Here is a 20,286-nt window from a genome sequence, read left to right as displayed (position 1 = left end):
GTTGTCAAATTGATCAGGAAAGGTCGATCAGGATTTTCAGCTGGGTTCCGGCGGGATCGAGCAGCGCATCGAAACCGTCGGACACCGCCTCCGCAAGACGTATGCGCCTGGTGACCACCTTGGAGGCAGGCAACTGTCCCGAACTGATGAGACGGATGACACGCGGCCATAGATGCGTTGGATAGGCCCAGGAGCCGCGGATATCGACGTCCTTGAACGTGACCTGGAACCAGTCGAGCGGGTTCTCGTGCGGATGCAGGCCAGTTTGCACGACGACACCTTGCTTGCGCACAGCCGCGAGGCAGGCCTTCAGCGCATGCTCGTTGCCGACGCATTCGATGGCGATATCGCAACCGACGTTGCCTTCGCTCGCGGCGCGCACTGCCTCATCCACTTTGTCCCGCTTCGGATTGAGAGTCACGACGCCGGGCAGGATCGAACGCGCCATCTCCAGCCTGGTGTCGTTCAGGTCCGAGATGAACAGTTGCGTTGCGCCCGCGGCCCGCGCGGCCAGCATCGTCAGAATGCCGATCGGACCGGCGCCGGTGATCAGCACCGAGCTCCCGGCGCTTACCCCACCACGGTCGCAGGCATAGACGGCGACCGCGGTCGGCTCGACCAACGCAGCTTCCTCGTCGGACATTTCGTCTGGAATGCGCTCGACATTGTAGTCGTTGAGCAAGGCGGCTTCCGCCATGCCGCCGCCGATCCAGCTCAAGCCCGCCAGGGCAAGCTTGTCGGACAGATGGTACAGGCCGCGCGCGGCATAATAGTCTCCCGAGCGCGGCATGATCAGCGGCTGCACGGCCACGCGGTCGCCAACCGAGACCGACGTCACGCCGTCGCCGACGGCCTCGATCACGCCGCCAAATTCATGTCCAAGCACCTGCACACCGCTGGCGCCGGTGAACGGATGCGGCTGCGTCGGTATGAAGATCGGCCCGTAACTGTATTCATGCAGGTCGGTTCCGCAGATTCCGACAAACTTGTTGCGGAGAACAACCTGTCCCGGCCCCGGCTTTGCCGGCCGGGGAATGTCCTCGATGCGCAAATCCCTGGCGGCATGAAAGCGCAGGGCCTGCATGCTCCGCGCCGTGGCTGCGAGATTGACCGCGTTCTGTGTCATGGCTTCTCCTCCAAGTTCCATGTGGGTACCTGGAACAGGGAGCAAGCAGCATGCCAACCATACTGCTGAATCGGAAACCGTAATAAAATCAGCATCATGTAGCGGTTTCTGCTGTCATAGGCTGTTGCGGCGGTGTTGCGCGCACCATGGCGCGCCACAGCCGACGCAACACTAATTGGGCGCGTCCAGCCGCAGCCGCTTCATGCGGCGATGCACCGTCGTGCGGTCGACACCCAGACGCCGCGCGGCCTCGGAAATGTTCCAGCCCGCGGCCACGAGGGCGTCCAGAAGTGCCGCACGCTCGTCCTCGGGCGACGGAGCACGCAGGGCAACCAGCCTGGCGGGCGAGGCAAGCGGCGTCAGGTACGGCAATGCGAAGTCGGGCAGGTCGGCGGGCTCGATCATCCCGCCTTCGCAAAGCGTCACCGCCAGATCGATGGCGTTTGCGAGTTCGCGGATGTTGCCGGGCCAGCGGTGGCGGATCAGCGCCAGACGCGCCGCGGGCGAAAGCTTGGCTGTCCTGCCGGCGAGGTGGGCGCGCTGATCCACCAGCCGGTCCAGCAGCCATTCGAAATCGGTGCGTTCGCGCAGCGCCGGCAAGGTCAGCGAGGCCGCGTTCAGCCGGTAGAACAAATCCTCGCGGAAACGTCCCTCTTCGACCAGCTTGCGCAGATCATGGTGCGAGGCCGAAATGATCTTGATGTCGACCTGTCGCGGCTCAATGGCGCCGACCGGGACCAGTTCGCGTTCGGCGATCACGCGCAGCAGCCGCGATTGCAGGGGGTAGGGCATGTCGCCGATCTCGTCGAGGAACAGTGTGCCGCCGTTCGCCCCCTCGATCAGTCCCTTGCGTCCCTTGGCGGCGGCTCCGGTAAAAGCACCGGCGACATGGCCAAAAAGTTCGCTCTCGATCAGATGCTCGGGAATGGCCGCGCAGTTGATGGCGACAAACGGGCCGGGCCGCTGCGCGCAATCGTGGATCGCGCGGGCGAGATACTCCTTGCCGGAGCCGGTCTCGCCATGAATCAGGATGGGAATGGTCGTGCGCGCCAGCTTGGCGGCACGCAGTTGCGTGGCGGCCATCGCCGGATCGCCGCCGGAAAGGTCGCCGATCGGTTTCGGCACCGCCTCGACCGGCGCGCGGCGTGCGGTCGTCGGCTGCGGTTCGATGGCATGCGCGAACAGCGCGCTGCCGCTGCGGCCGGACACCAGCCGCTCCTCGGTCGGGCGGCCGCGTGTCAGGCTCGGCAAATCATCGACGCTGACATCGAGATAGCGCGAGATCGACTGGCCAATGGGGGAGGGCGAGTGCCGCCAGTCGACGCCTCCGGCCTGCGCCAGGAGCAGCGCTCCGCCACGCGTCGTGCCAAGGATGCGGCCGGAGGCATCGAGGGCGATGGCTGCCTCGGGGTCGACGTCGAGGAATTCCGGCGAACGGGAAAAACGCAGCACCCATTCGGAGTGCATCTGTGCCATCAGGTTGGCGAGTTCGATGCGCCGCGCGGAAGCCGTCACCAGATGCAGCGCCAGATTCTGGCTGATTTTCGGTTGCGGGGAGCGGAGCAGGGAAATGTCGAGCACGGCGGCGAGCTCGCCATTGGTGTCGAAGATCGGCGCGGCGGTGCAGGAGAGCGGCGTGTGGGTCGTGTCGAAATGGTCGGTCTGGTGGATCGTCATTGCCTCGCCGGTGACGATGCAGGAGCCAACACCGCAGGTTCCGGTGCGGCTTTCCGACCATTCGGAGCCGAGATAAAGCCCTGCCGTGCGCAACTGGTCCATGAACAGGGGATCACCGAGGAAGTCGACAGTGACGCCCTTGGCGTTTGCCAGCAGCAGCACATAGTTCTGGCCCGCCACCTGCTTGAAGAGGGTTTCCAGTCCGCTGCGGGCGATCGCGATCAGCCGCTCGGACTGTTCGCGATGTTCGCGCAACTGGGTATCGGGGACGATATAGGCTTCCGTCGGCCGGGCCGGGTCGAGCCGGTGGGTGTCGACACAGCGTAGCCAGGACTTGACCACGACATCGTCGCGGGCCGATGTCCTGCCGGACAGGACCTGCTCTATCTCCCGGATATGCTCCCGTTCGCCAGCCACGCGTCCTCCTCCCAAGGCAACGTCCTAGCCTGGCATAGTGGTGCGCCGGCCGCATGGGCTCAACTGTACTATGGTAGCGCGTGGCTTTATCATCGCAGTAGCGCGAGACGGGGCCGATCTCACAGGCGAGTGAATTCGCATTATCCCCCATTGACGAGCCCGCGACTCCACCTTTATGGTTCGCCACCATGAAAAAGGCACTCATTCTCGTAGGAAGGCGCGTGGGCAAGGCGGTGTAACCGCCGGGCGAAATCCTCCCATGCGCAACACACAGGCTCCCTCGGGGGCCTTTTTTATTGCCTGAAACACGACTAAACGACCAGCAATCGCCAGATGGCGGACAGTACGGGACCAGACCGATGAGCAATGGACAGAACGGGCGACGTGAAATGACGGGCGCCGAAATGGTGGTGCAGGCGCTGAAGGACAACGGCGTCAAGCACGTCTTCGGCTATCCGGGCGGCGCGGTCCTTCCGATCTATGACGAGATTTTCCAGCAGGACGAGGTCGAGCACATTCTGGTGCGGCACGAACAAGGCGCGGGCCATGCGGCCGAGGGCTATGCGCGCTCGACCGGCAAGGCCGGCGTCATGCTGGTGACCTCCGGCCCCGGTGCCACCAACGCGGTGACGCCGCTGCAGGACGCGCTGATGGATTCGATCCCGCTGGTCTGCCTGACGGGGCAGGTGCCGACCTCGCTCATCGGTTCCGATGCGTTCCAGGAGTGCGATACGGTCGGCATCACGCGGCCCTGCACCAAGCACAACTGGCTGGTGAAGGACGTCAACGAACTCGCGGCGACCATCCACGAGGCCTTCCATGTCGCGACGACCGGCCGCCCCGGTCCGGTGGTGGTCGACATCCCCAAGGACGTGCAGTTCGCCAAGGGGTTCTACGTCCCGCCGCAGATCGCGCCGCGCACCAGCTACCAGCCCAAGGTTCAGGGTGATCTGGAGAAGGTGAAGGCGGCGGTCGACCTGATGGCCGGCGCCAAAAGGCCGATCATTTATAGCGGTGGCGGCGTGATCAATTCCGGCCCGGAAGCGAGCCATCTGCTGCGCGAATTGGTCGACCTCACCGGTTTCCCGATCACCTCGACGCTGATGGGGCTCGGCGCCTATCCGGCGTCGGGCAAGAACTGGCTGGGCATGCTTGGCATGCACGGCACCTACGAAGCCAACATGGCCATGCATGATTGCGACGTGATGGTCTGCATCGGCGCGCGCTTCGACGACCGTATCACCGGCCGGCTCAACGCGTTCTCCCCGAATTCACGCAAGATCCACATCGACATCGATCCATCGTCGATCAACAAGAACGTGCACACCGAAGTGCCGATCATCGGTGACGTCGGCCGGGTGCTTGAGGATATGGTGCGGTTGTGGCGGGCAACCGCCAAGGCCGACAAGAAGGCGCTCTATCCCTGGTGGGAGCAGATCGCCAAATGGCGCGCGCGCGATTCACTGGCGTTCAAGATGAACAACGACGTGATCATGCCGCAATATGCCATCCAGCGACTCTACGAACTGACCAAGGACATGGACACCTACATCACCACCGAGGTCGGCCAGCACCAGATGTGGGCGGCGCAGCACTATCATTTCGAAAAGCCGAACCGCTGGATGACGTCAGGCGGGCTGGGCACGATGGGTTACGGCCTGCCGGCCGCGCTCGGCGTGCAGATCGCGCATCCCGACGCGCTGGTCGTCGACATTGCCGGCGATGCCTCGGTGCAGATGACGATGCAGGAGATGAGTGCCGCGGTGCAGCATAATGCGCCGATCAAGATCTTCATCCTCAACAACCAATACATGGGCATGGTGCGTCAGTGGCAGCAGTTGCTGCATGGCAACCGGCTGTCGCATTCCTACACCGAGGCTATGCCGGACTTCGTCAAACTGGCCGAGGCCTATGGTGGCCACGGCATTCGCTGCGAGAAGCCGGACGAGCTAGACGATGCCATCAAGGAGATGATCTCGGTCAGGAAGCCGGTGCTTTTCGACTGCCGCGTGGCGAATCTCGCCAATTGCTTCCCGATGATCCCGTCGGGCAAGGCACATAACGAGATGCTGTTGCCGGACGAGGCGACCGACGAGGCGGTGGCGAATGCCATCGACGCCAAGGGCCGGGAACTGGTGTAATCGACGAGCCAAGGCAGGGCTTGTCGAAAGAAGCCGTGCGCAAACAATAATTAGATCAAGAATTTGAGATCCATGTCATGAACGCACAGCACCTTCAACCGACCGGCTCCGCCTACTTCATCGCCAAGGAAACGGAGCGGCCGGAAATCCATACGCTTTCCGTGCTGGTCGACAACGAGCCCGGCGTGCTCGCCCGGGTCATCGGCCTGTTTTCCGGACGCGGCTACAACATCGAGAGCCTGACCGTCTCCGAGACCGAACATGAGAAGCACCTGTCGCGCATCACTATCGTGACGCGCGGCACGCCGCATGTGATGGAGCAGATCAAGAACCAGCTCGAGCGCATCGTGCCGGTACACCGTGTGGTCGATCTGACTGTCCGCTCGCACGAGCTTGGGCAGGAGCGGCCATTGGAGCGGGAACTGGCGCTGGTCAAGGTGGCCGGCTCCGGCGAGGCTCGCGTCGAGGCGTTGCGCCTGGCGGACGCCTTCCGCGCCAGTGTCATCGACGCCAACACCGAGCATTTCATCTTCGAGATCACCGGCAAGGGCTCCAAGCTCGACCAGTTCATCGCCATCATGAAACCGCTGGGCCTGGTCGAGATCTGCCGTACCGGCGTGGCGGCGATGAACCGTGGTCCGCAGGGCATGTAAGGCCTGCCACGTCGGCGTCGGATCAGTCCTGGGGTTTTGCCGGCGGGACCTCGCTTTTGCCGCTGGCCAAGGCCTTGCTTTCCCTTTTTAGTGGGCGTGACACGGGGCAGACATCCTGAACGAAGCCGTTCAGGGTGTTCACTAGGTTGTTCTCGACCAGCGAGTAGTGGATGAACTGTCCCTGCCGCTCCCTGGCGATGAGGCCCGCCGTCTCCAGAATGTTCAGGTGCTGCGAGATCGACGGCTTCGACATGTCAAAGCGCGCCGCGATCTCGCCCGCGGTCAGCGAGGAATGGGCCAGATAGGCCAGGATCCTGCGCCGGGGTGCCGAAGAGAGCGCCTCGAAGACGCGCTGGATCGCGCCGCTGGCGCCGATGCCGGCTTCAGCCTCCGATACCTGTTCAGTTTTCTCGACCACTTCGCGACCTCGTAATCACAGGCGCCATGGAGACGCTTGGCGGCATTTTTTTCGGCTATCATTTAGACTATTGCCTAAATGCCTAATCCCGCATAATAGATGATTAGCTTATTGCCTAAATACGGCGCGAGACGCCAAAAGGCAAGGCTTGGTTCGGAAAATGTTCATGCGAGGGGTTCCCATGAAGACCATATCCACGGGCAGAATGATTTCTCGACAAGACAGCGACGCGCGCGATGGCAGGGTTGTCTGGATGCCGGCCAAGTCGATCTGGGTCGGCACGATGACACTTATCGCCATCGTGTTCGGACCGCTCACCTTCAGCTGGAGCGCCTTTGCGCTGTTCGTGGTGACGACAGCGGCGACGATCTGCGCCGGGCACTCGGTCGGCATGCATCGCCTGCTCATCCATCGCTCGTTCAAGGTTCACATCTGGATCGAACACGCATTGGTCTATCTCGGCGTGCTGGTCGGCATGGCTGGCCCGTTCGGAATGATTCATGCGCACGATATCCGCGACTGGGCGCAGCGCCAGACGGCCTGCCACGACCTGCATGCCCACCGCCGGCCCTTTTTCATCGACGCCTTCTGGCAGATGCACTGCGCGGTCGCCTTGCGCAATCCGCCTGATTTCATCATCGAGCCGTCGATCAGGAATGATCGGTTCTACAAATTCCTCGAGCGCACGTGGATGCTGCAGCAACTGCCATGGGCCATTGCCTTCCTGCTGCTCGGCGGCTGGAGCTGGGTGGTCTGGGGCATCGCGGTGCGTGTTTCCGCGTCTCTAACCGGGCATTGGCTGGTCGGTCATTTCGCGCATCGGGGCGGCGACCAGGGATGGTGTGTCGAAGGCGTGGCGGTGCAGGGCTACAATCTGCCGCGTTTCGGATTGGTGACGTTCGGAGAGAGTTTTCACGGCAATCATCACGCATTTCCCGAATCCGCCAGGCTTGGTCTCGAACGGGGGCAGATCGACCTCGGCTGGGTCTTTATCCGGATCCTTGCCGGCCTTGGTCTCGCGCACAGCGTGAAACTCCCGGAAAATACTCCAAGACGGAAGGGGTTGCGCCGCCTGCGCGGCGGGCAGCAGGCCATGCCCGCCGCCAACAACCGGTTGCCGGCGCCGTCTCACGGCAGATGACGGCATCCTGGGTTCGGCGGGCTGAAGTCACGATCGATATGGCCGGCGGCTGCTGGACCAAAGGATTGCGGTTGCGTCTGACATGTCCGCTATCTATGGCGGCATTGCTGGCCTTGTGGACCCGATGTCACTCGACGCATTCCTCGCACTGCTCGTCTATGCCTTCGTGACCTCGATCACGCCGGGGCCGAACAACCTCATGCTCTTGGCCTCCGGTGTCAATTTCGGCATCATCAGGACGATACCGCACATGCTGGGCATCAGCATCGGCTTTCTCGTCCTGTTGCTGGCCGTCGGTTTCGGGCTTGGCGCGGTGCTGACGGCGTTTCCGGCGCTGCACAATGCCCTCAAGCTCGCCGGCGCCGCCTATCTGCTCTACCTCGCATGGAAGATCGCCATGTCGCGCTCACTGAGCGGCAAGGGTGAGGCGGAAGCGCGGCCGATGCGCTTCATCGATGCGGCGGCATTCCAGTGGGTCAATCCCAAGGCCTGGGTGATGGCAATCACCGCCATGGCTGTCTACACGAATCCCGATCACCCCTTCATCTCGGTGGCGCTGATCTCGATCGCCTTCGCCGTCGTCAACCTGCCCAGCGTTTCGGTGTGGGCGGGATTCGGCACGGCATTGCGTGGATTCCTGTCGGATCCGGTGCGGCTGAAATGGTTCAACATCGGCATGGGCGTGCTGCTTGCGGCGACGCTGTGGCCGATGCTGAAATAGGGTTCCCGGCGATTTGACGGGGCTCGGCCCCCGTGGCGGCGACAGGTTGCACACCTATTGTGCAGTGCACATTAAATCTTCGTAATGCCGTGTTTTGGCCCTTTTCCGACGAACGCCTGTCCTATCTATTCGGCTAAATCGCGGCAATCAGCCGCGAATGAGCTATAATACGACCACCTGGCAACGGCGTGTCGGACCGAGAGGGTACTTTGACGATACGTGGGAAAGCCATTCTTTCATTGCTTGCCGTCGCCTGTGCGGGCGCGGCCTGGCTCTATCTGTCTCCCGATACGCTGGGCAAGGTCGAGCAACTGGCCGGCGTAAAGCCGGTCGCAGTTGCGGGCAAATCGGCAACCGACAAGCCGGCGGCGGGCGACAAGCAGGCATCAGGCGGCGGTGGCGCCCGTTCGGCCTCGATCGTTTCGGCAACGGCAACGACGGCCGACTTCCCGATCCGGCGCTATGCCATCGGCTTCGTCTCCTCTCCGGCCGTGGTCAACATCAACGCGCGGGTCTCCAGCCAGATCGTGTCGATCGACGTCAAGGACGGGCAAATGGTGAAGGCGGGCGACACGCTGTTCTCGCTCGATGACCGCGCGCTGAAGGCGCAACTCGCCAAGGACCAGGCGCAGCTGGCCAAGGACCAGGCGATGCTCGCCAGCTCGAGTTCCGATCTTCAGCGCGCCAAGGATCTTGTCGCCAAGCAGGCCGGTACCCAGCAGACCTATGACCAGGCTGTTGCCGCGCAAAAGGCGGCGGCCGCCACCGTGGATGCCGACAAGGCGACGATCGATGCCGACAACGTCCAGCTTGGCTTTGCCACGATCACCGCGCCGATCGCGGGTCGACTTGGCGCCGTCAACGTGTCGGTCGGTGATCTCGTCACGGTCAGCAATGGCAACAGCAGTACGGCAACGCCGCTGGTGACGATCACCCAGATGGACCCGTTGCAGGTCAATTTCAATCTGCCGGAAAGCAACCTTGCGCTGTTGCACAAGGCGCTTGCCAATCCGCGGCAAGGGGCGGTGACGTTGACCAAGAACGGCGACCCGACGCCGATCGGCAAGGGCACGCTCGATTTCGTCGATTCCAGTGTCGACACCGCGTCGGGCACGATCGCCACGCGGGCAAGCATACCGAATGCCGATCTGTCGCTGTGGCCCGGCCAGTATGTGAATGTCGTCCTTGACGCCGGGATCATGCCGCAGATGATCTCCGTTCCGACCGTCGCGGTCCAGCCCAGCCAGAAGGGGCCGTTCGTCTATGTGGTCAAGCCGGACAGCACCGTCGAGATGCGGCCGGTGCAGGTGGCGCTGACCCAAGGCGAGAACAGCGCCATCAGCCAGGGACTGAAAAGCGGCGAGAAGGTCGTCACCGAAGGCCAGACAAGGCTGAAGGACGGCGCCGCCGTGCATGAAGGCAAGGCTACGGCCGTCGCCGCGCCGAAGGTGGCCGAGGCGACCAACGCGGGCGAGACGGCCCAATGATCTCCGAATTCTGCATTCGCAGGCCTGTCGCCACCCTTCTGATGTCGTTCGCCCTCGTGCTGGGCGGACTGTTTGCCTACAAGTTCCTGCCGGTGGCGGCACTGCCCAGCGCCGAATTCCCGGTGGTCAACGTCTCGGCCTCGCTGCCGGGCGCCTCGCCGGAAACGATGGCGACATCCGTGGCGACGCCGCTGATCAAGCAGTTCGCGACCATCGCCGGCATCGATTCCATTTCGACCACGAACTCCCTCGGCCAGACCTCGATCGCCATCCAGTTCGTGCTCAACCGCGACATCGACGCCGCGGCCGCGGACGTGCAGGCGGCGATCGCGCGCACGCAGAAATCGCTGCCGCCCGAAATGACGGCGCCGCCCAGCTATCGCAAGGTCAATCCGGCCGATGCGCCGATCCTGTTGATGTCGCTGGTCAGCGATACGGTTCCGCTGACCGACCTCGATGCTTTCGCGGAAAACGTCATCTCGCCATCGCTGTCGACGATCGACGGCGTGGCGCAGGTTTCGATCTACGGCCAGCAGAAATTCGCCGTGCGCGTGCAGATCGATCCGACCGCGCTTGCCGCGCGCGGCATCTCGATCGATCAGCTCCAGGCGGCGATTGCTTCCGCCAACAGCAACACGCCTCTCGGCGTACTGCAGAACAACAAGCAACAGCTAACTATCACGGCCAACACCCAGCTCGACAATGCAGCCGGGTTTTCCAACCTGATAATCGCGACCAAGAACGGCCACCCGGTGCGACTGGGCGAGGTGACCCGTGTCATCGACTCGGTCGAGACGACGACGACGGCAAGCTGGTATGACGGCACCCGCGCCATCATCCTTGCCGTCCAGCGCCAGCCAGACGCCAACACCGTCGATGTCGTCGACAAGGTGAAGGCGATGCTGCCGTCCTTCCAGGACCAGATGCCGGCCGCTGCCTCGATCAAGCTGCTCAACGACCGCTCGACCTCGATTCGTCAGGCCGTCGACGACGTGCAGTTCACGCTGCTTTTGACCATCGCGCTGGTGGTCATGGTGATCTTCGTGTTCCTGCGCCGGGTAACGGCGACCATCATCCCGGCCGTGGCGGTGCCGATCTCGCTGATCGCCACGCTCGGCGCGATGTTCCTGTTCGGATTCTCCATCGACAACATATCGCTGATGGGCCTGACGCTCGCCGTCGGTCTTGTGGTCGACGACGCCATCGTGATGCTCGAAAACATCTTCCGCCACATGGAGGAGGATGGTTTGTCAGCCTTCGACGCGTCGCTCAAGGGCGCGCGCGAAATCGGCTTCACCATCATCTCGATCTCGATCTCGCTGGTGGCGGTGTTCATCCCGGTGCTCCTGATGGGCGGCGTGATCGGGCGCATCTTCAACGAGTTCGCCGTCGTGGTGACCGTCGCCATCCTGGCATCGATGTTCGTGTCGTTGACGCTGACGCCGATGCTGTGCTCGCGGCTGCTGTCGGTCACGAAGGCCGATCGCGACAAGCATGGCCCTGGTCATAAGCAGGACCTCGTCACACGCGGCTACGACCGGGTCCTGACATTCTGCCTGCGGCACACCTTCCTGGTGTTCCTCGTCTTTGTCGGCACCGCGGCAGCGTCGGTGTGGCTGATCCAGATCTCGCCGAAAGGCTTCTTTCCGCAAGAGGATATCGGCCAGATCTCGGTGACCACCATCGCGCGCCAGGACATCTCGTTCGCCGCCATGTCGAAGCTGCAAGGACAGGTGGCCAGCGTGTTCTCGCATTCGCCCTATGTCGACCATGTGGCGTGGTCGGTGGGCGGGGGCAATAACGCCCTCAACCAGGGCCGGGCCTTCGTTCAGCTGAAACCCAAGGACCAGCGGCCGGATATCGAGAAGGTGCTTTCCGATCTGAGGCGGCAATTGTCGAATGTGGCCGGCATCGAAGCATACATGCAGCCGGTGCAGAATCTGCGGCTCGGTTCGCGCTCGTCGGCCAGCGCCTACCAGCTCGTGGTTCAGGGCCTCGATACCGGCCTGACCGACACGTGGGCGCAGAAACTGAACGACGCGATGGCGGCCGACCATGCGACGTTCACCGACGTTACTAGCGACCTGCAGAACAATGCGCTGCAGGCATCGCTGGTGGTGGATCGCGACAAGGCCGCCCAGCTCGGCATCGACACCGACACGCTGCGCACCGCGCTCTATGGCGGGTTCGGCACCGATCAGGTTTCGACGATCTTCGGTTCGGCCGACAGCTACGAAGTCATCACCGAGCTCGATCCCAAGATCGAATGGTCGCCCGAGCGGATGCTTGCCATCCAGATGAGGACGGCGAGCGGCTCCCTGGTTCCGCTTGGCGCCTTCGCCCGGGTCGACCGCACGGCCGGCGCCCTGACCGTCAACCAGCTCGGCCAGCTTCCGGCCGTGACGATCTCCTACAATTTGCCGCAAGGCGTGGCGCTGGGTGACAGCGTGACCCGCATCAACGCGCTCAAACAGCAGATCGGCATGCCGACGGAGATCTCGACCACCTTTGCCGGCACGGCCAAGACTTTCCAGGATTCACTGGCCAACCAGGGGCTTCTGGTCGGCGGCGCGATCCTGACCATCTATATCGTGCTCGGCATTCTCTACGAGAGCTTCATCCATCCGCTCACGATTCTCACCGGCCTGCCGTCGGCTGTGCTCGGAGCGGTGGTTGCCTTGCGCTTCGCCGGCATGGATCTGTCCGTCATCGCGGTGATCGGCATCCTGATGCTGATCGGCATCGTCAAGAAGAACGGCATCATGATGGTCGACGTCGCGCTTGAACTGCGACGAGAGGGCATGTCGGCCAAGGAGTCCATCCACAAGGCCTGCCTGATGCGTTTCAGGCCGATCATGATGACGACGCTGGCGGCGCTGATGGGGACATTCCCGATCGCGCTCGGCACCGGCGCCAGCGCCGAACTGCGCCAGCCGCTGGGCGTTGCCGTTGTCGGCGGCCTGCTGGCTTCGCAGGCGCTGACCCTGTTCGTGACGCCGGTGATCTATGTCTACATGGAGAATTTCTCGGGCTGGCTGGTCGGACTGTGGTCGAGGGGCAAGGCCAACCCGCAGGTGATCAAAGAGAGTGGCGACCAGCCTTCGCTGTTCGGCACCAATGACGACATCCCGGCAGACGCGCAAAAGACCGCAGCTGAATGACAGGCTGACACGGCAAGGATGGAAACTGGCCCAAGTTGTGGTGCTTGCGGCTGGCAGAGTAGAGCCGTAATTTACGGCCATGTCCCATGATCATGACCACGACAACGAACTCGATCCGTTTGCCGCCCGCGTGCGGGCCCTGGAAACCATCCTGACCCGCAAGGGACTGATCGATCCGGCGGCGATCGACGTCATCGTCGATACCTACGAGACCAAGATCGGCCCCCGCAACGGCGCAAGGGTGGTGGCCAAGGCATGGAACGATCCCGCCTATGCCGACTGGCTGAAGCGCGACGCGACGGCGGCGATCGAATCGCTGAGCTATACCGGCCGCCAGGGCGAGCACATGCAGGCGGTGTTCAACACCAGCGACACCCACAACCTCGTCGTCTGCACGCTGTGCTCCTGCTATCCATGGTCGGTACTCGGCCTGCCGCCTGTCTGGTACAAGGCGCCGCCCTATCGGTCGCGGGCTGTCATCGATCCGCGTGGTGTGCTCGAGGAATTCGGGCTGGCGTTGCCGGCCGCAACCAAGATACGCGTCTGGGATTCGACGGCGGAGCTGCGCTATCTCGTGGTGCCGATGCGGCCGGACGGTACCCAGGGCTGGAGCGAGGAGCAACTGGCCGATCTGGTGAGCCGCGATGCAATGATCGGCACCGCCCTGGCGAAAGAACCGGCATGAACGGACCGCAGGATCTCGGCGGGCAGATGGGGTTCGGCCCGGTCGCGCCCGAAAAGGACGAACCCTATTTCCACGCTGCCTGGGAAAGGCGGGCGCTCGGCGTGACGCTTTGCGCCGGCGCCATGGGAGCCTGGAATATCGATGAGAGCCGGCATGCGCGGGAATCGCTGCATCCGGCCGATTACTATGGTTCCAGCTACTATCAGATCTGGATCAAGGCGCTGGAGACCTTGCTCAAGCGCCATGGTTTCGTCAGCGAACGCGATCTCGAGGCGGGCGAGGCGATCGATGCGGCGGCGACCCCGAAGCGGGTGCTGAAGGCGGAAAACGTGCCGGCGGTGCTGGCCAAGGGTGGTCCCTGCGACCGGCCCGTTGCATCGCCGGCGCGGTTCAAGGCCGGCCAGCACGTGCGGACGAAGAATTTCAATCCCACCGGTCACACGCGGCTGCCGCGCTATGCGCGCGGCAAGCTGGGCAAGATCGAGGCGGTGCGCGAAGGCTTCGTCTTTCCCGACACCAACGCGCACGGGCAAGGCGAGAATCCGCAATGGGTCTATACGGTGGTTTTCGACGGCATGGAGATCTGGGGCGAGGGTGCCGATCCGACGCTTGTTGTCTCGATCGACGCCTGGGAGAGCTATCTTGAGCCGGCCTGACGGGATCGCCGCCGATTTGCCCGTTGGCCTCGACGCGCCTGTTTTCGCCGAACCCTGGCAGGCCGAGGCGTTCGCCATGACGGTGGCGCTGCACGACAAGGGACTGTTTTCGTGGGGCGAATGGGCCGATGCACTATCGGCGGAGGTGAAGAGGCCAAGTGCGGCAACCGACGGCCATGACTATTACGAGCATTGGCTGGCAGCACTGGAACGGCTTCTGGCCTCGAAGGGATTGGCCGCCAAATCCGATGTCGACGCGATGGCCGAAGCCTGGGAGCGCGCCGCGCACGCCACGCCTCACGGCAGGCCGATCCTGCTCGAGAACGACCCGGAGTTCCAAACCGCGACGTGAGCGGATGTCCAGGCCCCCGCCAAATCCTCGCCTCCGCCTGAGCGATGGCAGCCATCCGCCTCGAAAGCCGCCCTCTACCCAAAAGAGAATGAATGTACCTGTCGGAAATTCTCTCGATCGGCGCGGCCCTGTGCATAGCCACAAGCGGCATGCTCGCCGGTGAGCTGGTCGGCCGGATCGATGCCCTGACCCTGACGCGGCTGCAGACGCTCGCGGTGACCGTTGCCACTGCCATCGCGGCAACGGTGCTGGGCGGCTGGGGCGGGCTCGTTCCGTGGCAGGTTGCCTATCTTGCGGCGTCCGGCGTGTTCGGGATCTTCGTTGCCTCATCCGCCTATATCTCGTCGATATTCGCGCTCGGGCCGCGTCTGGCGCTGCTGGTCTTCTCGTTGACTTCGCCCTTTGCCCTGATCATGGGCTACGTGTTCCTGAGCGAGACGGTCGGTCCGGTGAAACTGACTGGCGTGGCGCTGGTCATCGCGGGCATCGTGCTCGCCATCCTGTTCGGGCGCCCCGCCAAAGTTCAGCCGGAAGGCATCTTCCCGACACCGCCCATCGAAACGCCGGCGCTGCCGGGACGACAGATGACCTTGCCTGTCGGTCTCGTCTTTGGGCTGATTGCGGCATTGGGGCAGGCCGCCGGCGCGCTGGTCGCGCGTCCCGTCATGGCGTCGGGTGTCAACCCGTTCCCGGCGATGGCGATCCGGACCGGCGTGTCGGCCGCACTGTTCCTGTTGCTGCTGGTGGTTCCGCTGCCTGGCGTTGCGAAGCGCTCCCAGCCATCGGCGCGAACACTCGGCATCGGCATTGGCGGCGCGCTGATCGGCACGGGCATGGGCATGTCGCTCATAATGGCCGCATTGGCCGGCGGCAAGGTCGGCATCGTCTCGACATTGTCATCACTGTCGCCGGTGCTGGTGTTGCCGATGGTGTGGCTGCGCAGCGGCTACAGGCCGCCGGCGCCGGCCTGGGCGGGGGCAGTGCTCGCCTTCGCCGGCACAGCCTTGATTGCGCTCTGCTGACAGCAACGACGAGCCGCGCGCCTGCTTTTTGTTCTCTTTACGTTCTCGTATGCGCCTGATAGCCTCAACCGTCGGAGGCGCGCGGTGCGTCATTGACGGCAGTCGATTGGCGGCTGTCTTGTGTTTCGCTTGCGAATCCGGTCTGTCGCACTGATGGAATTCTCACCCCAACAGGACGAGGCGCTGCAGGCGGTTGCCCGCTGGCTGCAAGCCGGCAAGCCGCAGCTGTTCCGGCTGTTCGGCTATGCCGGCACCGGCAAGACCACGCTGGCACGCTATTTTGCCGAACATGTCGACGGCCAGGTGCAATTCGCCGCCTTCACCGGGAAGGCGGCCCAGGTGCTGCGCTCCAAGGGGGCGGTCAATGCCCGGACCATCCATTCGCTGATCTACAGGCCCAAGGGCGAGGAATCGGTCGAGGACGAGGTCACCGGCAAGACCTCGATGTCGCCGACCTTCTCGCTCAACCGGCAGAGCCCGATCTCGCGCGCCAAGCTGGTCGTCATCGACGAATGCTCGATGGTCGACGAGCAGCTCGGCCGCGACCTCATGAGTTTCGGCACGCCGATCCTGGTACTGGGCGACCCCGGCCAGTTGCCGCCGATTTCCGGCGGCGGCTTCTTCACCGATCACGAGCCCGATTTCCTGCTCACCGAAATCCACCGGCAGGCGCGTGACAATCCGATCCTGCGCTTGGCGCTCGACGTGCGCGAAGGCCGCGAATTCATGCGCGGCGACTATGGCACGGCGCAGGTGATCGGCAAGGAAGACGTCAACCAGGAGCTGGTGCTGAGGGCGGACCAGGTCCTTGTCGGCACCAACCGCACGCGCCGCCGCTACAACCAGCGTCTGCGTGAGCTCAAAGGCTTCAATGCCGACTATCCCCAAGCCGGCGACAAGCTGGTCTGCCTGCGCAACGATCCCGCCAAGGGGCTGCTCAATGGCTCGCTGTGGAAGGTGATGACCTCGTCGCGCGAGACGGTGAAGCCCGGCATCAACCTGCTGGTTTCGCCCGAAGAGGACGATCCCGACCGCGGCGTCGCCAAGATCAAGCTTCTCAAGGCGGCGTTCGAGGATCCCGACGCCGATATCCCATGGCAGCAGAAGAAGCGCTTCGATGACTTCGACTATGGTTATGCGCTGACCGTACACAAGGCGCAGGGCTCGCAGTGGAACGAGATCGTGCTGTTCGACGAGAGCTGGGCCTTCAAGGAAACCCGCCAGCGCTGGCTTTATACCGCGATAACCCGGGCAGCCGAACGGCTGACCATCGTCAGGTAGCTACGACGACGACTTTTCCCGCACGCCGACGTGCCTGGCGCCGAGCCATTCCCAGGCCTCTTCCTCATCCTCGGCCTTGAAATGCCTGAATTCGATGGGTGACGACGCGGGCAAGGCGTGCCGTGCGTCCGGCGTCCAGTCCGGTGCGCCGATCGCCGCGCAGCGGCCTATATGCTCCAGTGCATGGAGGGCGCCCAGTTTGAGGGTCTCGTCGGAGATGTCGGCCCAGTCGACGCCGTCGTGATCGACCATGCGCACAGCCACGTCGATTCGCTGATGGAGCGCGTAGGCCGCTTCCAGCAGGCCGAACAGGTTTTCCGCATCGGCCGCCGAGACATGCCCGACCACATCGATTGCGAACAGTTCGTCGCGACTGGTGTCGATGCGACGGATCGCCGGCACGGATTGCAGGAAATTCACGGCGGGCCTCCTTTGACGGAACAGAGTTGGTCTTCTGGAACACTGGAAAGCCCTATCTGTTCCCGCCAAAGACGCTATAGATGCCGGTCTCAAGCGCGCCGAGGCTGAACGGATGGTTGTGGCGCGCCGTCAACCCGCCTGTTTCACGGACACCAGCCCATGCCCGCAAAGCTTTCCGTCAACCTCAACGCCATCGCCATGCTGCGCAACCGGCGCGACTTGCCGTGGCCCAGCGTGATCGGCATCGGCCGGCTCGCGCTTGCCGCCGGAGCGCATGGGCTGACCGTCCATCCGCGTCCCGACGAACGTCACACGCGGCATTCCGACCTGCCGGAGATCCGGGCGCTGATCGACGACGAGTTCCCGCAGGCCGAATTCAACATCGAGGGCTATCCGAGCGAGGATTTCCTGACGCTTGTGGAAAAGCACCAGCCCGAACAGGTGACGCTGGTTCCCGATGACCCGGCACAGGCAACCTCCGACCATGGCTGGAACTTCGCCGCCGATGCGGCGTTCCTGACACCAATCGTCAAGCGCTTGAAGAAGGGTGGTTTCAGGGTGTCGCTGTTCTCCGACGCCGATCCCGCCGGCATCGCGGCCGCGCGCGATACCGGCGCCGACCGGATTGAGCTCTATACTGGCCCTTATGGCAGCTACCATTCCGATTCCGCAAAGGCCGCCAACGAGCTGGAAAGATTAGGGAAAACAGCCGATGCTGCATCTGCGGCCGGTCTCCAGGTCAATGCCGGGCACGATCTGACGGTGGGCAATCTACCCGCTCTGGCGAAGCGCATTCCGGCATTGGCCGAAGTGTCAATCGGACATGGGTTGACAGCCGACGCGTTGGAGTATGGCATGGCCGGCACGGTGGGTCGATTTCTTAGGGCTTGTGGGTGGTAATGATGGCAGCCTCGCGTACCAGGCATGGCAGCCATAACGTGACGGTACTTGATATTGCATCGCAGCAAGCGTAGAGCACCGCGCGCTTATCGGAGTGTCGTCCATGGCCCTTGCCAATACTGGTAGTGAGGCAGAACCCGTCGAACAATCGAGCCATCCGGAAATCGAGCAGCACAGCACCAAGGTGTTGATGCTGGGCGCGCTTGGCGTTGTCTATGGCGATATCGGCACCAGCCCGATCTATGCTTTCCGCGAGGCCCTGGTGGCGTCGTCGGGCGGTGAAGTCGCCGATCGTGGCGATATTCTCGGTGTGTTGTCGCTGATCATCTGGTCGCTGACGATCATCGTCACCATCAAGTACATCATGTTCGTGCTGCGCGCCGACAACCGCGGCGAGGGCGGCGTGCTGTCGCTGATGGCGCTGGCGCGCGGCAGTTTCCCGAAGCGCTCGGCGGTCATCCTCGGCATCGGCATCGTCGGCGCCTCGCTGTTTTTCGGCGACGCCGTCATCACGCCGGCGATTTCGGTGCTGTCGGCGGTCGAGGGCATGAATGTCGTCACGCCCACCTTCCAGCCCTATGTCGTGCCGCTGACGCTGGTCATCCTGGCGATCCTGTTTTCCGTGCAGCGATTCGGCACCGGCGGCGTGGCGCTTATCTTCGGCCCGATCACCGCTGTGTGGTTCCTGGCTATCGGCCTGTCCGGCCTCAAGCACATCATCGCCGATCCGGAGATCCTGTGGGCGGTCAGCCCGCACTATATCGTCGCCTTCCTGATCCATTCGCCCGACGTTGCCTTCGTCACCATCGGCGCCATCTTCCTCGCCGTCACCGGCGCCGAGGCGCTCTATGCCGATCTCGGCCATTTCGGCCGCAAGCCGATCGTGCTGGCCTGGCTGTCGGTCGTGTTTCCCTGCCTGCTGCTCAACTATGCCGGGCAGGGTGCCTTCGTGCTGGCCAAGAACGGCGTGGTCGGCCATCCGTTCTTCGAGATGAACGAGGGCTGGACGCTGATACCGATGGTGGTGCTGGCGACTGCGGCGACGGTCATCGCCAGCCAGGCGGTGATTTCGGGCGCATTCTCGCTGACCAGGCAGGCGGTGCAGCTCAACATGCTGCCGCGGCTCGAAATCCTGCACACCTCGGAAAGACAATCCGGCCAGATCTACATGCCGCGCGTCAACCTGTTGCTGGCGCTGGTGGTGATGATGCTGGTGGTCGGGTTCGGCAAGTCCAGCAAGCTGGCTTCGGCCTACGGCATATCGGTGACCGGCAACATGCTGGTGACGACGGTGCTGCTCTACGTCGTGATGACCCGCATCTGGAAATGGCGGTTGTGGGTTGCCGTCGCGATGACCGCACTGTTTGCCTTCATCGATGTCGGCTTCTTCGCTTCCAACATCGTCAAGGTGTTCGAGGGTGGCTGGGCCTCGCTGGCGGTGGCCTTCACCATTGTCACAGCCATGTGGACCTGGGTGCGCGGCAGCCGCTACCTGTTCGACAAGACCCGCCGCAACGAGATCCCGCTCGATTTCCTCGCCGGCAATCTGTTGAAGAAGAAACCGCAGCTGGTGTCGGGCACCGCGGTGTTCCTGACCAGCGATCCGCTCAGCGCGCCGACAGCGCTTATGCACAGCCTGAAGCACTACAAGGTGCTGCATGAGCAGAACGTCATCCTTTCGGTGGTGACGGCGCCGCAGCCGGTGGTGCCCGATAGCGACCGGGTCAAGATGGAGACCGTCAACGAACTGTTCATGCGGGTGACGCTGACGTTCGGCTACATGGAACAGCCCAATATTCCGCGCGCGCTGGCGATCTGCCGCAAGCAGGGCTGGAAGTTCGACATCATGACGACGTCCTTCTTCCTGTCGCGCCGGTCGCTCAAGGCATCGCCCAACTCCGGCATGCCGGTGTGGCAGGACCGGCTGTTCATCGGCCTGGCGCGCACGGCCGCCGACGCGACCGAATATTTCCAGATCCCGACCGGACGCGTGGTGGAAATCGGTACGCAGGTGGCGATCTGACGACC

Annotated in this window: 17 protein-coding genes; 13 read left to right on the top strand and 4 right to left on the bottom strand. The window is 63.4% G+C overall.

Annotated elements, in window-relative coordinates; all coding sequences use genetic code 11:
- Positions 1-13: 13 nt before the first annotated feature.
- On the bottom strand, positions 14-1,084 hold the full coding sequence (locus tag AC1VON_RS25060) for a 2,3-butanediol dehydrogenase (protein WP_483126378.1): 1,071 nt from the start codon (positions 1,082-1,084) through the stop codon (positions 14-16).
- Positions 1,085-1,297: 213 nt separating this feature from the next.
- Positions 1,298-3,220, bottom strand: a complete 1,923-nt coding sequence (locus AC1VON_RS25055; protein ID WP_483125223.1) for a sigma-54-dependent Fis family transcriptional regulator — start codon at positions 3,218-3,220, stop codon at positions 1,298-1,300.
- 359 nt (positions 3,221-3,579) lie between these two features.
- Between AC1VON_RS25055 and AC1VON_RS25050 the strand changes: the two genes are divergently transcribed.
- Both AC1VON_RS25050 and ilvN read left to right on the top strand, forming a co-directional pair.
- Positions 3,580-5,361, top strand: a complete 1,782-nt coding sequence (locus AC1VON_RS25050; protein WP_172349906.1) for an acetolactate synthase 3 large subunit — start codon at positions 3,580-3,582, stop codon at positions 5,359-5,361.
- A 77-nt stretch (positions 5,362-5,438) separates the two neighbouring features.
- Entirely contained in the window at positions 5,439-6,014 is a 576-nt protein-coding gene (ilvN, locus tag AC1VON_RS25045; protein ID WP_010910160.1) for an acetolactate synthase small subunit, read from the top strand.
- Between the two features lie 22 nt (positions 6,015-6,036).
- On the opposite strand, the gene AC1VON_RS25040 is transcribed toward ilvN, so the two are convergent.
- Entirely contained in the window at positions 6,037-6,432 is a 396-nt protein-coding gene (locus AC1VON_RS25040; protein ID WP_483125222.1) for a metalloregulator ArsR/SmtB family transcription factor, read from the bottom strand.
- A 181-nt stretch (positions 6,433-6,613) separates the two neighbouring features.
- On the opposite strand from AC1VON_RS25040, the gene AC1VON_RS25035 reads away from it, so the two are divergent.
- The 9 genes from AC1VON_RS25035 (at position 6,614) to AC1VON_RS24995 (ending at position 16,938) form a co-directional block, all read left to right on the top strand.
- Positions 6,614-7,573, top strand: a complete 960-nt coding sequence (locus tag AC1VON_RS25035; RefSeq protein WP_483125221.1) for an acyl-CoA desaturase — start codon at positions 6,614-6,616, stop codon at positions 7,571-7,573.
- Positions 7,574-7,697: 124 nt separating this feature from the next.
- Positions 7,698-8,294, top strand: coding sequence for a LysE family translocator (locus AC1VON_RS25030; protein WP_483126377.1), 597 nt, complete (start codon positions 7,698-7,700; stop codon positions 8,292-8,294).
- 215 nt (positions 8,295-8,509) lie between these two features.
- Entirely contained in the window at positions 8,510-9,781 is a 1,272-nt protein-coding gene (locus AC1VON_RS25025) for an efflux RND transporter periplasmic adaptor subunit (RefSeq protein ID WP_483126376.1), read from the top strand.
- The gene (locus AC1VON_RS25020) at positions 9,778-12,942 is read left to right on the top strand and encodes an efflux RND transporter permease subunit (RefSeq protein ID WP_483125220.1); all 3,165 of its coding nucleotides are present in this window, start codon (positions 9,778-9,780) and stop codon (positions 12,940-12,942) included. Before AC1VON_RS25025 ends, AC1VON_RS25020 begins: the two co-directional genes overlap by 4 nt.
- Before the next feature lie 79 nt (positions 12,943-13,021).
- Positions 13,022-13,627, top strand: a complete 606-nt coding sequence (gene nthA, locus AC1VON_RS25015) for a nitrile hydratase subunit alpha (RefSeq protein ID WP_483125219.1) — start codon at positions 13,022-13,024, stop codon at positions 13,625-13,627.
- Positions 13,624-14,283, top strand: a complete 660-nt coding sequence (gene nthB, locus AC1VON_RS25010; protein WP_483125218.1) for a nitrile hydratase subunit beta — start codon at positions 13,624-13,626, stop codon at positions 14,281-14,283. The genes nthA and nthB overlap by 4 nt, the downstream gene beginning before the upstream one ends.
- Positions 14,270-14,635 carry a nitrile hydratase accessory protein gene (locus AC1VON_RS25005; RefSeq protein ID WP_172349917.1) on the top strand — a complete coding sequence of 122 codons (366 nt, stop codon included), beginning with the start codon at positions 14,270-14,272 and terminating at the stop codon, positions 14,633-14,635. The genes nthB and AC1VON_RS25005 overlap by 14 nt, the downstream gene beginning before the upstream one ends.
- A 92-nt stretch (positions 14,636-14,727) precedes the next feature.
- Positions 14,728-15,657 carry an EamA family transporter gene (locus AC1VON_RS25000; protein WP_483125217.1) on the top strand — a complete coding sequence of 310 codons (930 nt, stop codon included), beginning with the start codon at positions 14,728-14,730 and terminating at the stop codon, positions 15,655-15,657.
- A 153-nt stretch (positions 15,658-15,810) separates the two neighbouring features.
- On the top strand, positions 15,811-16,938 hold the full coding sequence (locus AC1VON_RS24995) for an ATP-dependent DNA helicase (RefSeq protein ID WP_140775885.1): 1,128 nt from the start codon (positions 15,811-15,813) through the stop codon (positions 16,936-16,938).
- Here the strand turns inward: AC1VON_RS24995 and AC1VON_RS24990 are convergent, their stop codons facing one another.
- Positions 16,939-17,358 carry a SpoIIAA family protein gene (locus AC1VON_RS24990; protein ID WP_483125216.1) on the bottom strand — a complete coding sequence of 140 codons (420 nt, stop codon included), beginning with the start codon at positions 17,356-17,358 and terminating at the stop codon, positions 16,939-16,941.
- Between the two features lie 159 nt (positions 17,359-17,517).
- Between AC1VON_RS24990 and AC1VON_RS24985 the strand changes: the two genes are divergently transcribed.
- Together AC1VON_RS24985 and AC1VON_RS24980 are read left to right on the top strand one after the other, a co-directional pair.
- On the top strand, positions 17,518-18,258 hold the full coding sequence (locus AC1VON_RS24985) for a pyridoxine 5'-phosphate synthase (protein WP_483125215.1): 741 nt from the start codon (positions 17,518-17,520) through the stop codon (positions 18,256-18,258).
- Positions 18,259-18,361: 103 nt separating this feature from the next.
- The gene (locus tag AC1VON_RS24980; RefSeq protein WP_483125214.1) at positions 18,362-20,281 is read left to right on the top strand and encodes a potassium transporter Kup; all 1,920 of its coding nucleotides are present in this window, start codon (positions 18,362-18,364) and stop codon (positions 20,279-20,281) included.
- Positions 20,282-20,286 lie beyond the last annotated feature (5 nt).

The organism is Mesorhizobium sp. HAY1-8B (genome assembly GCF_056868045.1).
The sequence above is the reverse complement of the archived record's forward strand: the minus strand, read 5'-3'. Positions and strand labels throughout refer to the sequence as shown.